The sequence below is a fragment of the Bombilactobacillus folatiphilus genome, from assembly GCF_023380265.1.
Taxonomy (GTDB): Bacteria; Bacillota; Bacilli; order Lactobacillales; family Lactobacillaceae; genus Bombilactobacillus; species Bombilactobacillus folatiphilus.
Genome location: NZ_CP093366.1, coordinates 223,022 through 235,713, shown reverse-complemented (window position 1 = coordinate 235,713; position 12,692 = coordinate 223,022). Strand labels below are relative to the sequence as shown.

General features: G+C 39.7%; 13 protein-coding genes. 1 reads left to right on the top strand and 12 read right to left on the bottom strand.

The window, feature by feature from the left end:
* Positions 1-22 precede the first annotated feature (22 nt).
* The 8 genes from glmU to MOO45_RS00995 all read right to left on the bottom strand — a co-directional run bounded on the left by glmU (position 23) and on the right by MOO45_RS00995 (position 7,759).
* Entirely contained in the window at positions 23-1,414 is a 1,392-nt protein-coding gene (gene glmU / locus MOO45_RS01030; protein WP_249514577.1) for a bifunctional UDP-N-acetylglucosamine diphosphorylase/glucosamine-1-phosphate N-acetyltransferase GlmU, read from the bottom strand.
* Between the two features lie 71 nt (positions 1,415-1,485).
* A complete protein-coding gene (purR, locus tag MOO45_RS01025) occupies positions 1,486-2,337 on the bottom strand; it encodes a pur operon repressor (protein ID WP_249514576.1) in 852 nt (283 codons plus the stop codon).
* A 131-nt stretch (positions 2,338-2,468) separates the two neighbouring features.
* Positions 2,469-2,702 carry a Veg family protein gene (locus MOO45_RS01020; protein ID WP_249514575.1) on the bottom strand — a complete coding sequence of 78 codons (234 nt, stop codon included), beginning with the start codon at positions 2,700-2,702 and terminating at the stop codon, positions 2,469-2,471.
* Positions 2,703-2,762: 60 nt separating this feature from the next.
* Complete coding sequence (gene rsmA / locus MOO45_RS01015) at positions 2,763-3,653, bottom strand: 16S rRNA (adenine(1518)-N(6)/adenine(1519)-N(6))-dimethyltransferase RsmA (protein WP_249514574.1); 891 nt, start codon at positions 3,651-3,653, stop codon at positions 2,763-2,765.
* Complete coding sequence (rnmV, locus tag MOO45_RS01010; RefSeq protein ID WP_249514573.1) at positions 3,634-4,212, bottom strand: ribonuclease M5; 579 nt, start codon at positions 4,210-4,212, stop codon at positions 3,634-3,636. Before rnmV ends, rsmA begins: the two co-directional genes overlap by 20 nt.
* Positions 4,199-4,978 carry a TatD family hydrolase gene (locus tag MOO45_RS01005; protein ID WP_249514572.1) on the bottom strand — a complete coding sequence of 260 codons (780 nt, stop codon included), beginning with the start codon at positions 4,976-4,978 and terminating at the stop codon, positions 4,199-4,201. The genes rnmV and MOO45_RS01005 overlap by 14 nt, the downstream gene beginning before the upstream one ends.
* Positions 4,979-6,988, bottom strand: coding sequence for a methionine--tRNA ligase (gene metG / locus MOO45_RS01000; protein ID WP_249514571.1), 2,010 nt, complete (start codon positions 6,986-6,988; stop codon positions 4,979-4,981).
* A gap of 81 nt (positions 6,989-7,069) precedes the next feature.
* Positions 7,070-7,759, bottom strand: coding sequence for an NAD-dependent protein deacylase (locus tag MOO45_RS00995; protein ID WP_249514570.1), 690 nt, complete (start codon positions 7,757-7,759; stop codon positions 7,070-7,072).
* 103 nt (positions 7,760-7,862) lie between these two features.
* On the opposite strand from MOO45_RS00995, the gene MOO45_RS00990 reads away from it, so the two are divergent.
* The gene (locus tag MOO45_RS00990; RefSeq protein WP_249514569.1) at positions 7,863-8,375 is read left to right on the top strand and encodes a YbhB/YbcL family Raf kinase inhibitor-like protein; all 513 of its coding nucleotides are present in this window, start codon (positions 7,863-7,865) and stop codon (positions 8,373-8,375) included.
* A gap of 86 nt (positions 8,376-8,461) precedes the next feature.
* Here the strand turns inward: MOO45_RS00990 and MOO45_RS00985 are convergent, their stop codons facing one another.
* The 4 genes from MOO45_RS00985 to MOO45_RS00970 all read right to left on the bottom strand — a co-directional run bounded on the left by MOO45_RS00985 (position 8,462) and on the right by MOO45_RS00970 (position 12,578).
* Positions 8,462-9,349, bottom strand: coding sequence for a Ppx/GppA phosphatase family protein (locus MOO45_RS00985; RefSeq protein WP_249514568.1), 888 nt, complete (start codon positions 9,347-9,349; stop codon positions 8,462-8,464).
* Positions 9,350-9,439: 90 nt separating this feature from the next.
* On the bottom strand, positions 9,440-10,315 hold the full coding sequence (locus MOO45_RS00980) for a DNA/RNA non-specific endonuclease (protein WP_249514567.1): 876 nt from the start codon (positions 10,313-10,315) through the stop codon (positions 9,440-9,442).
* 96 nt (positions 10,316-10,411) lie between these two features.
* Positions 10,412-11,110, bottom strand: coding sequence for a DUF4811 domain-containing protein (locus MOO45_RS00975; protein ID WP_249514566.1), 699 nt, complete (start codon positions 11,108-11,110; stop codon positions 10,412-10,414).
* A 1-nt stretch (position 11,111) separates the two neighbouring features.
* Positions 11,112-12,578 (bottom strand): MDR family MFS transporter, encoded by a 1,467-nt coding sequence (locus tag MOO45_RS00970; protein WP_249514565.1) that lies wholly within the window; start codon positions 12,576-12,578, stop codon positions 11,112-11,114.
* Between the last annotated feature and the right edge of the window lie 114 nt (positions 12,579-12,692).

Genomic DNA, 12,692 nt, shown 5'->3' with positions numbered 1-12,692 from the left:
TTTCTTTTAACCAATATCTTAACTATTTATTCCAATTTGGATCATCTGAAACGGGCAACTTGTCCCAATAATCAGCTTTATTAATTTGCCGTGCACGACCCAAAGCCAAATCATGTCGTGCAACATCTTGAGTAATTGTGGAACCAGCAGCGACAAAAGAATGATCGGCAATTGTCAATGGCGCCACCAAATTAGAATTACTACCAATAAAAGCATGGTCGCCCACAGTGGTCGACCACTTTTTTACACCATCATAATTGACTAACACTACACCACAACCAATATTAACATCACTTCCAATTTGAGCATCACCGACATAACTTAAATGCCCCATTTTGGTCCGCGCACCTAAAGTGGCATTTTTGACCTCACAAAAATTACCGACATGAGCTTGAACACCAATATGACTTTTCGGACGCAAATGTGAATTGGGACCGATATTACTCTGATTATCCATCACTGATTGTTCCAATGTTGAACTCGTAATCGTAACTCCGTCACCAATCGTCGAATCCACAATTCGCGAACCACTAGTAATATAGCAATCTGCGCCAATTTGGGTTTGACCTTTGATGGTTACTCCACCTTCAACGACCGTATCCACACCAATTTGAACATCAATATCAATCGCTGTTTGTTCAGGAGCTAACATGCTGACACCTTGCGCCATCAACCGTCGATTAATCCGTTGTTGCATAATTTGGTTAGCCTGCGCCAAGGCAATTCGATCATTAACCCCTAGTGATTCTGTAAAATCAGCCATTTGATAAGCCAAAACTTTTTGCTGTTGCGCTTGCATCAAACCAATCACATCAGGCAAATAATATTCACTTTGTACATTATCATTGTTGACCATGTGCAGATAAGTAAATAGCTGTTGATTATCAAAACAATAAACACCAGTATTGATTTCTTGAATTTGCTGTTCTTCTGGAGTAGCATCTTTTTGCTCCACAATCCGCAACACTTGACCATTTTCATCGCGGATCACCCGACCATAACCAAAAGGATCTGGTGCCTTAGCCGTTAATACCGTTGCCATTGCTTGATTTTGTTCATGATAAGCAAATAACTGATTCAATGTTTCTGCCGTAAACAATGGCGTGTCACCGCTAATGACTAATGTTGTCCCACTTTTATCGGCTAGCAACGACTCTGCTTGTAAAACCGCATGTGCGGTCCCTAATTGTTCTTTTTGTAAAGCATAAGCAGTTCTGGTATGCAACAATTTTTGAACTTGATCCGAACCAAAGCCCACAACCGTCACAATTTCACTAGGATGCGTTTGTTCCACTTGGGTCAACACATGATCAACCATTGCTCGACCACAAACCGGGTGCAAAACTTTATATAATTTGGATTTCATACGGGTACCTTTACCCGCAGCTAAAATCACTGTCAAACGCTCAGCCATTTAAACTCCTTCGCTCCATTTCAAATTTATCAATCTTGTCATTATTATCATACATGAATGTCGAAAACCACTCAATCTTTTGTTTCAAAGCGAGCAAAATCTGTGCGCTGCAAATAATTGCCCATGGACACGTTAATTACTTGCGAACTAGTCGTCAAATCTTGAACATTTAATAACGAGGTCGTCATCTTTTTAGTCAGATCATCATTGGGGCTTTTAGCTTCCACCAAAACGGTAACCCCGATTAACTGACCTTCAAATTCTTGCACCAGATTTTGCATTCCACTGACCGTGCCACCACCCTTCATAAAGTCATCCACTGCCAAAACACGTGAGCCTAGGCTCAAACTACGTTTAGATAACTCCATTTTTTCGACATAATTAGAAGAATCAGAAGCATAATTAACACTTAAAGTAGGGCCTTCTGTTACTTTAGATTCCCGTCGCACAATCACAAACGGAACATTCAGATAGTACGCAACACTGTGTGCAATCGGGATTCCCTTTGTTGCCATCGTCATAATGGCGTCAATTTTTTGACCAGCATACTGAGTGGCAATCAACTGACCAATCTTTTTGAGAGTGGCGGGGTTGCCCAACATATCAGACAAATATAAATATCCTCCGGGCAAAATTCGCTTCGGATCAGCCAACAAAGCTTTCAGATCAAACAGATAACTTTCCGCAGTTTGATGGTCGATGCCGGGAGTAAACAAGACGCCGCCACCAGCCCCCGGTAGCGTTTCGACAACACCCAAATGACTATTCAAAAACGCTCGCTTAATAATCGTAATATCTTCACTAATCGACGATTTAGCTGAATTATATTTTTGCGCAAAAAAAGTCAGTGGAACCAATTGGTAAGGTCGTTGTTCTAAATAATGAGTAATAGCCACTAAGCGTTCGCTACGTCGAACTTTCATAAAGCATACCTACTTTTTTGAGATTATTAACATTTCAATTATACAGAAAAACCGAACATTTTTAAATCATCGGCGTTTAGACTGTTCGAAATGGCACAAAAAAAGATTGCCCTTTCATAAAAGGCAACCTATTAATCAAAAGACAACTCAATAGATTTAGTTAATAAATCAGCATAACTATATGAAACACGTTCAAAAGAATTTTCAGTAGGATCTAAATCTACGACAAACACTGAATGAAAAGTTTCCGCTAATTTGCCATGACGACGAGTAACTTTTTTACGTCCTACCTGAGCAATAACCGTGATACTTTCACCTAGATGATCATCCAACTTATGTTTAATTGAATCAAATGTTGTTGGCATAAACTCAACCCCTTTAGCATAAATTGTAACATTAAACAATCTTTTTTTCAATTTTCTTATTTATTTTGGGAAGATCAACGCCAATTGTTGCGCTAAAGTATTGATTTGTTCAATACTCAACTGCTCTGCACGCACTTGATGTTGCCACCGTAATTTCTGAAAAACAGTTTCTAATTTCGCTTTATTTTCAGGATTTTTACCAACAAAAGATAATAAATTATTCCAAAGATTCTTTCGCTTTTGCTTAAAAATCGCCTTTACAACTTGATCAAACCATGACCGATCTGTAATTGCAAAATCAGGCAACTGTGCTAAATCAAAACTAACCACGGCTGAATCTACTTGAGGCTGTGGCACAAAACTAGCATGCGAAACAGTTTGTTCAATTTTAACTTGCGACTTGGTTTGGACAACCACACTCAAAGAGCCATACTCACGATGTCCTGGCTGAGCTGTTAAGCGCAAGGCGACTTCTTTTTGCATCATCAAAATTAATTTGTCTAGTGCAACAGGTGCATTCAACAACTTCAACAAAATTGGCGTGGTAATGTAGTACGGCAAATTAGCAACAACTTTCACTGATTGCCCCGTTAGTTGCTTTTGCTCAAAAAAAGCCGCCAAATCTACTTCCAAAAAATCGCCCTGGATAATTTGAATATTGTCATAAGGTGCCAAATTTTCCTCTAATAGCGCAATCAAACTTTGATCTAATTCAAATGCATAAACTTGTTTTGCAACCTTCGCTAATTGCTCCGTTAAACTGCCAATGCCTGGACCGATCTCTAAAACAATATCGTTGGCAGTCAACTGAGCATCTGCAACAATCTGATCAATAACCGCTGGTTCTTTTAAAAAATTTTGTCCTAAACTTTTTTTAGCTTGAATTTGATGCTCTGCCAAAATTGCTTGGGTCCGTAAAGGATCTGCAATCTCAAATTTCCCAACTGCCATGTAATTCCTCTTTTGCTTGCTGCACTGCTTGTTGTAATTGTACCAATGTAATCTGAAACATGGCCAAACGCCGCAAAAATTGCTTGGCATTACCATAACCAATGTGTAATAAATCGCCCACTCGTTCGCGTAAATGCCGTGATTCCGCTGCACCAATTAAATTTAAATCTAATAAATCTTGCTGTGAAATCAGTTGCTCGCCACCTTGATCCGTCGTCCAAACGGCCTGCAAAGCACGCTTAATCACAGCACCACTAGCATGTTCCAGACCTAAACTGCCATGATGATTAGCCGGTACGCTATCCTGACGCCGCAAAAAAGCCTGCTTGACATCTGGTACTTGCTCTAAAATTTTCCGACGAATACGCTCACCATTAAAATCAGGATCTGTAATAACAATTACGCCCCGTTTGGCTTGAGCTTGTTGAATTAATTGAATCGTTTGCTCATTAATAGCTGAACCATTAGTTTCAATCGTATCAACATCCCCTAAAACCTGCTGCAAACGTGCAGTATCATCGCGCCCTTCTACGACAATTACCTCTTTAATTTTTTTCATTTAAACCATAAACCTCATGTGCATTTTGATAAGTGACTTGTGCTAAGTGTTCTAAAGACTCATCGCGACAGTTAGCAATTGCTTCCAAAACAAACCGACTAAACGCTGGTTGATTCAATTCGCCACGATGGGGTTCTGGCGTTAAATATGGTGCATCCGTTTCAACTAGCAACCGATTTAATGGTGTTTTGATCGCTGCTTGACGAACTTCAGGCGCATTTTTAAAGGAAACCACGCCACTATACGAAATATAACAGCCCAGCTCCAAAAATTTAGCCAACCAAGCTTCACTACCATTAAAACTGTGCATAATAACGCCCTTATCCGGCAAATGATCCTTTAAAATGGCATACGTATCAGCCATAGCTTCTCGCGTATGAATATTAACTGGCAAATGGAACTGTTGTGCCAATTCTAATTGCTGAATCAAAACAGCCTGTTGAATTTTGGGTTCCGGATTTTGGGACCAATGATAATCCAAACCAATTTCACCAATTGCTACTGCTTTAGGATCTTGCAACTGAGTAATGAGTCGTTCTTGTTCCTGTTTGTCATAATGCGCACTATCTTCTGGATGCCAACCTAGAACCGCAAATAAAGGTTCATAATGTCTTGCTAACTGCAACGCTCGCTGATTAAATTTGGCATTTGAACCCACGATAGCCATCTGAATAACGCCTAATTGCTGGGCTTGTTGGAGATATTGAGGTGTTTGATCCCACAAGGGATCATCATTCAAGTGCGTATGCGTATCGAATATTTGCATCTATTCTACACCTGAGCCATTGACTAATTCTTGTGGTACCGTGACCAATTGCACTTGCCCGTTGTGTTCAGCGGATAATAACATCCCTGAACTAATTACACCACGCATTTTTCGAGGTTTCAGATTCGTGATCGCTAAGACTTTTTGATGAACTAATTCTTGTGGATTGGGATAAAATTCTGCAATTCCCGAAATAATTTGCCGTTCTTGACCACTACCATCATCCAACTTAAATTGCAATAACCGATCAGCCTTTGGAACCTTTTGAACCGCCAAAATTTCTACGACTTGAATTTGTACTTTATCAAAATCGTCAATATTAATTTCAGCTTTTTGGCTAATTTGCTTTTGCTTTGCGGCCGCCGATTTAGTAACTTTGAGCGTCCCATTAGCTTGCGCTTTTTGTTGCTCCTGACGCATTTTGTCCTTGATATAAGCGACTTCTTCATCGTAATCTAACCGCGGAAAAATCGGTGTCGGTTGTGCCACTACTTTAGGCTGTGGTAAATGACCATAACTAATCGGCTGGAATTGTTCAGCCGTAAAGCCTAACTGCTCAAAAATCTTTTGCGGCGCATGCGTCATCACTGGGCTAATCAAAATGGCAATGATCCGCAAAGCTTCCGCTAAATGCGCCATCACATTGCCAAGTTCCTCATTTTTATCAGGATCTTTAGCCAACATCCATGGCTGAGTTTGATCAATATATTTATTGGTTCGCGAAATAAATTTCCAAGTATCATCTAAGGCTGTGGAAAACTCAAATTGATCCATTGCTTGATTGTAATCCGCAATTGTTTGGGCAGCACAGTTTTCCAAGTCTTGATCTACTGCAGTCTGACCCAACACTAGTGCTGGAATCTGACCATCAAAATACTTATTAATCATGGATACTGTCCGATTCAACAAGTTACCCAAATCGTTTGCCAAATCATAATTAATTCGCTGCACAAAATCTTCAGGCGTAAAAACTCCATCACTGCCAAATGGAATCGCACGCATCAAATAATAACGCAATGGATCTAAACCATAGCGTTCCACCAACATTTCTGGATAAACGACATTGCCCTTCGACTTGGACATCTTGCCATCTTTCATCAAGAGCCACCCATGACCAAAAATTTGCTTTGGCAAAGGCAAACCAAGCGCCATCAAAATAATTGGCCAATAAATGGTATGAAAACGCACAATTTCTTTGCCGACAAAATGAACATTGGCTGGCCAGTAACGATCAAATAAAGCTTGATTGTCGCTACCATAACCTAGTGCAGTAATATAGTTCAACAAAGCATCAACCCACACATAAACCACATGCTTTGGATCACTAGGAATCGGCACGCCCCAATTAAAACTAGTTCTAGACATCGCCAAATCTTCTAAGCCCGGCTTGATAAAATTATTAATCATTTCATTCTTGCGACTTTCCGGTTGAATGAAATCAGGATGATCTTCATAGTATTGCAACAAACGATCCGCATATTTACTCATTTTGAAGAAATATGATGGTTCCTTAACTAATTTCACCTCATGACCACTAGGAGCTTTGCCACCAATGACTTGTCCTTGATCATCTCGATAGACTTCTGCCAATTGTGATTCAGTAAAATATTCCTCATCCTCAACGGAATACCAGCCCAGATATTCACCCAAATACACATCGCCACTATCAATTAATTTTTGGACAATTTTTTGAACAGCATCAACATGTTCTTGGTCTGTCGTGCGAATAAATTTATCATTCGAAATTTCTAAAAGCTGCCAGAGTTCCTTAATGCCCGCAGCCATTTTGTCAACATAACTTTGGGGATCCATGCCATTAGCTTCAGCTTTTTCCTCAATTTTCAAACCATGCTCATCAGTTCCTGTCAAAAAGAAGACGTCAAAACCGCGCGAACGTTTGTAACGAGCCAAAGTATCCGCAGCAACTGTTGTATAAGAATTACCAATCGTTAATTTTCCCGAAGGATAGTAGATCGGTGTCGTAATATAAAATGTTGGTTTTTTAGACATTTACTTGCCTCAATTCTTTCGTATTGTTGTCAATTATAGCATTGCCTTACTATCGCGCAAATCTTTACCAAAAACTGGAATTTAATGAAGTTGAGCAAAAATATGTGCAGCATCACCCGTCAACATCAATCCATGTTGACCAACATCTAACGGCGTTTTGTTCACAGCCACTAATTTAGCTTGAGGTTGTCGATACTGCAACAAACCCGCAAATGGATAAACTTGAAAACTAGTGCCCACAACAATAATGACATCCGCTTGTTGAATGGCACGTACTGACTTTTGGACGACCTGTTCATTAATACCTTCCCCATACAAAACAATGCGTGGACGCAAGAAACCACCACAATCTGGATGACGATAATCAGCCAAATATTCCTGCCATGGCACATCTTTTTGACATTGAGTACAGTATGTTTGATATAAATTACCGTGAAACTCAATGACTTGTTGATTGCCTGCCTTGTGATCCAAACCATCAATATTTTGCGTAATAACCTGTCCCTTAGTGGCTGCAATTTGCGCCATTTTTTGATGGATAATATTTGGTTGAGCCTCCGGAAAGTACAAACTTTGTTTGACAAATTGCCAAAATTTGTCAGGATGAGCGACAAAGTAGTCATGACTCAGCAGTTCCTCAGGCCGCTGCCTTCCCGCATATAAACCTGTTTTCGATCGATAATCTGGAATTCCCGAAGCTGTCGACACACCAGCTCCTGTCAAAAAAGTCACCTGTTGCGCTTGATCAATCAATTGTTGTAACTCATCCATTTGACACACCGCCTATCTCATCGTTTGCATTATCTTTTCAAATTGTTAAAATTTAGTGCAGAAACTGTTTTCAGTATAACATTTAAGCAAAGGAAGATTGTATATGAAAATTAATGTGCCTCTAATCGGTGAATTACTGCCCAAAAAATATGGCAAATTTGCGACGGGTAATGATTTATATCAAAATAAATATCCTGCGACATCTTTTCCGATTGAGATTGCAGACGTACCTGCATTAACCAAATCGTTAGCGTTGACCTTCTTAGATCCAGATTCTATCCCGGTCTGTGGTTTTGAATGGATTCATTGGACAGTAGCCAATATTGCGCCCGACATTCACCAAATTCCTGAAAATGCCAGCCAAAAGCCGCCGTTTACAATGCTTCAGGGTAAGAACTCATTTGCTGGATCGATGCTCAATCAAAGTGATCCTCTGTTGAATCAAACTTACCACGGACCAACACCACCAAGTGGCACTCACCAATACGAACTACGCGTATATGCATTAGATCAAATGTTAGATCTGCAACCCGGATTTTGGTTGAATGAATTGATCCACGAAATGGCCGGACGTATCTTAACACATCAAAAAATCGTTTTACCTTATCGTGGCTGATCTCCCTAATTCAGTATTTAAACTACTGAGTTTTACATAATTATTCCCAATCTAATTGTCCTGATATGTAAGAATTACCAATTAACTCACATTTTATTTTTTAATAAATCTGCCAAAATACCATCGCGTAACGCATAAGAACAAAAACTGACCTGTTGAATAGCAAACTGCGTCAATATTTCTCGCAAGGGCATCAAACCTGCCGGCATAAAAGGTGCCCGCACAAATTCCATATTCGCCAGTGCTGAATTAGCAGCCAAATTATTATGCTGAACTCGCTCAACCCAACGTGTAATCGTTTGAGCCGGTTGCCAACAGTTAGCTTTGAGCTGCATGACTTCAAACAAAACTTGATGAACACCACCAATGACCACCAATTTGGAGGCAGTCAAACCCTTAAACTCAGACCAGCAAGGTTGTAATAATTTTTGAAGCTGTTGTTGCTGATGCCGTGACAAACAATCTGGCTGGCGCAACAAGTCATACAAAGTCACCGCACCATAAGACCAGCTGTCTGCCTTGACCAGACGCTGATTAATAACTGCACCTAATTCAAAGCTACCGCCACCCATATCCAAAAATAAAAAATCATCTGTGGGAAACGCCTTTTGGATGGCTAATGAATCAAAATAAGCTTCTTGATAACCACTCAAAACTTGAATTTTGATTTGTGCTTGAGCTTGGACAGCTGCCAAAAATGCTTTTTGATTGTTGGCTCGTCGAATAGCTTCTGTGGCTGTCGCAATCACTTGATCAACCTGATTTTGATCAATCACTTGCCGAAATTGCTTTAACGCTTGGACGCCCGCATCAAAATTGGCGTCATTAATGCAACCATCACTTGTCATGCCCTTAGCCAACTGCACAAACTCACGATAACGTTGCCCTTCAGCAATAATTTGTTGATTTTGGATCTGGTAAATAGCCATTCTAATTGAATTAGAACCGACATCAATCAAGGCAATTTTGGTCATAAGATCCTCCTGTTCACAATTAATAGAATACACAATTTAGGACCAAATTTCGACCATTAAAACCAACTCATAAAAAATAATTAAGCAAATTTAATTAACACTAGCTTGTCCGGTTTGATAATTCAACGCTACACCAGCTTGTGCATTAAATGTCCAGATATTAATTTTGAGAGCTTGCGGATTTTTAAGCGCTTGGGCTTGCACTTGCACCCCTCGTGGGACCAATTCCTGACCAGAATAGATAGGCGTTGCCTGATAAAAGACCACTTCATCCTGATTTTGACGCAAGTAATTGCGGACTTTAGTTTCAGCGTACGCCATACCACCGGGATCTCGACTATTATTGGTCCCGACATTTTGGGCACGCGTTCCCAAAATAATATTGTCACTATCCATCGAACCACCCAACGACCAAGCCAATAAATGACTTTTATTATAAAGGTAGCCCCGATAACCGGACAACTGGACAATTTGATTGTTCGAAACTGTCCCAGTCCAACGATTTTGTTGAGCATCAAAATGACCATCTTGATATTCTCCCGACACTTTCGTCGTTGATGGAAAAGCAGGTCGGGCCATCACTTGCGATGAATGTTTGACAACATCTTTATAACGGACAAAACTTGTGACCATTTGTGTACGACCTAAATGATCAAAGGCTGAATATTGCGTTTTTTGTTGTTGTGCCAGTTGTTGTAAATACTGTGGACGTTGTTGCGTGACATCTTTAATCTCCTGAGCAACTGCGGTACTCCACTGCGGATTATTTTGATTTACTACAGCATAATTTTGCGGATATTTCGTGAGATCAAATTTCAGATTCAACAAAGCACTAGCATTGCCTTGTTGATTGGTTTGATCATGACTAGGTAACTTTTGACCAAAAAAGATGATAGCAATGAGAATAACTATCGCTAAGAAGAGATTACCTTTTGAACGTTGCTTTTTATAACCGCGTTTACTCATATTTTGTCCTATCCTGAATCGTTTCTATCTAAAATTACGTTTTTTGCCGAAAAAAAAAGTTTAAAATCAAAATCTGATTTTAAACCCTCACTACTTTTATTTCAATAAAGACTCAAGTGCTTGTTTTTGAACTTGTTGGGTCAGACGATGGATCTGCCGCACTTGTTGTTGTGGCGTTAATTGTTCTTTTGACATTTGCGCCATTTTGACAGTGACTTTTTGTTTGATTTGTTGTTGCAACCTCGCCTGTATTTGCTTATTAGCCAGTTTCTTTTGTAATATTTTAGCTTGTTTGGTCGATAGCACTAACCAATCATTTTTAACATACAACGTATTTTGCGTTTTAATTCGACGATGATCATTGCCTAGAACCCCAAATAGCTGTTTCATCGCCACATTTTGGTAAACCCACTGCTGCTTTTTTTGGACCAATTTGGGTTTACCTTTAGTTTGAACAACCTTTGTGGTTGCCTGTTCAGGAGTCAACGTCTGTACTTTTTGTGAGTGGTTTGTTTTATACAGATAAACTTTTTCGGTTCCTTTAGTTCCAACCGGTTTATACATCAACATTGACAAATTAGCTTGGGAAGATACTGACTCAATGGCTGTCGTTTGTTTGGTCGTGATAGTCTTCATCCCCAAATGAAAAGAATCATTAAGCACCAACAATGCCAATACGACCACCAAACACAAATTGCCTACCCAGCGAATCCACAAACTGGCACGCCGATTTTTTAAATAGACACTGCCTAAATAAGTGATTAACGTTAAAACAATTAACAAAAAAAGAATCATTTTAAGCAGCCTCCTTAACGATTTTAGAAGTTGGCGTCTTATCTTTTAACTTAAACGATAATGTAAAGGTCACTAAACAAAAAAGTACGGCCACCGCAAAAGCAGCCCGATAGCCGATCACCGTGGCATTCATCATCTGATTTTTATATGCGAACGGTGCTTGCGTCAACAACCTATGGGCTGGTTTAACCGTATTCGTCACATTGGTCAACACACTCGTCAAAATCGCCGTCCCAATCGAAGTAAAAACCTGGCGAATCGTATTGTTCACCGCTGTCCCATGACTGATTAAATCGAATGGTAGAGAATTCATGCCTGAAGTCGTCACTGGCATATTAACCATGGAAATTCCAAACATTCTGAATGTGTACAATGCAATAATTAATACAGTTGACGTATGCTGCGTGATAAAAATAAAAGGAATCGTTCCTGACGTTAAAAAAAACATGCCAGTAGTAGCCAAACGTTTGGCCCCAAATTTGTCAAAAGCCACCCCAGTTACAGGACTCATTATTCCAGTAACTAAAGCTCCCAATAATAAAGCTAACCCTGAATGAAATGCTGATAAACCTTTGACCATTTGCAAATACAATGGCAAAATCATTTCGACGCCCATCATGGCCATATTCGTTACCGAAGACAAAACAACTGACAGAGCATATTCTGAAGATTTAAAGACGCGTAATTCCAAAAATGGTTTCGTTAATTTTAATTGACGATAGCCAAACAACACGATAAAGATGACCCCAACAATAATGCTGACATAAACTTTGGGTGACGTCCAACCATCATCACCAACTGATGAAAAACCAAACAGCAATGTTCCAAAACCAACCGTTGATTCAACAATGGACAAAATATCAATCGAACTCTTGGACGTTTTTAAAACTGACTTCATCGTAAAGAAACTGGCGACAACCACCAAAGCCACAATTGGAATGATGATGCTGAACAAATCTCGCCAAGTCCAATTATCAATCACCCAGCCAGATAAGGTCGGTCCAATCGCTGGTGCTAATCCGATCACCAAGCCGCCAAGCCCCATCGCCATGCCGCGTTTTTCTTTGGGAAAAATACTCAACATAATTGTTTGCATCAAAGGCATTGTAATCCCGACAGCAACGCCTTGAATCAAGCGCCCTGACAATAAAACTCCAAAGCTATGTGCAAAATAACAAATTATCGTCCCCACCAGAAAAGTGCTCATAGCAAAAATATACAGCGTTTTTGAATTAATGCGTGTACTCAACCAAGCACTCACTGGAATCATAACCCCATTAACCATCATAAAACCAGTCGTTAACCATTGAACTGTTGATGCTGAAATATTAAACGTTCGCATCAATGTGGGAAACGCGGTCGCTAAAATGGTCCCGTTGAGCACGGTACAAAAAGTTCCGCACAAAAGCGTAATGACCATGACCAAACGGTTAAATTTTTTACCATTATTGTCAATATTGCCGTTCATTAATTACACCTCATTTATTTTGGAAAGCTTGATGCAACTCCAATCTGGAAAAATTTAGTGCACAGATCCCCAGATTAGTTTAACTATTATTACGTTATGCCAACGATGAACAAA

What these genes read in the sequence shown, in the direction of transcription:
- MOO45_RS00980 (WP_249514567.1), bottom strand. Translation starts at nt 10,315, where the DNA reads ATGAGTAAACGCGGTTATAAAAAGCAACGTTCAAAAGGTAATCTCTTC.
- rnmV (WP_249514573.1), bottom strand. Translation starts at nt 4,212, where the DNA reads ATGAAAAAAATTAAAGAGGTAATTGTCGTAGAAGGGCGCGATGATACT.
- MOO45_RS01020 (WP_249514575.1), bottom strand. Translation starts at nt 2,702, where the DNA reads ATGCCAACAACATTTGATTCAATTAAACATAAGTTGGATGATCATCTA.
- purR (WP_249514576.1), bottom strand. Translation starts at nt 2,337, where the DNA reads ATGAAAGTTCGACGTAGCGAACGCTTAGTGGCTATTACTCATTATTTA.
- MOO45_RS01005 (WP_249514572.1), bottom strand. Translation starts at nt 4,978, where the DNA reads ATGCAAATATTCGATACGCATACGCACTTGAATGATGATCCCTTGTGG.
- MOO45_RS00970 (WP_249514565.1), bottom strand. Translation starts at nt 12,578, where the DNA reads ATGAACGGCAATATTGACAATAATGGTAAAAAATTTAACCGTTTGGTC.
- MOO45_RS00985 (WP_249514568.1), bottom strand. Translation starts at nt 9,349, where the DNA reads ATGACCAAAATTGCCTTGATTGATGTCGGTTCTAATTCAATTAGAATG.
- rsmA (WP_249514574.1), bottom strand. Translation starts at nt 3,653, where the DNA reads ATGGCAGTTGGGAAATTTGAGATTGCAGATCCTTTACGGACCCAAGCA.
- MOO45_RS00990 (WP_249514569.1), top strand. Translation starts at nt 7,863, where the DNA reads ATGAAAATTAATGTGCCTCTAATCGGTGAATTACTGCCCAAAAAATAT.
- metG (WP_249514571.1), bottom strand. Translation starts at nt 6,988, where the DNA reads ATGTCTAAAAAACCAACATTTTATATTACGACACCGATCTACTATCCT.
- MOO45_RS00995 (WP_249514570.1), bottom strand. Translation starts at nt 7,759, where the DNA reads ATGGATGAGTTACAACAATTGATTGATCAAGCGCAACAGGTGACTTTT.
- glmU (WP_249514577.1), bottom strand. Translation starts at nt 1,414, where the DNA reads ATGGCTGAGCGTTTGACAGTGATTTTAGCTGCGGGTAAAGGTACCCGT.
- MOO45_RS00975 (WP_249514566.1), bottom strand. Translation starts at nt 11,110, where the DNA reads ATGATTCTTTTTTTGTTAATTGTTTTAACGTTAATCACTTATTTAGGC.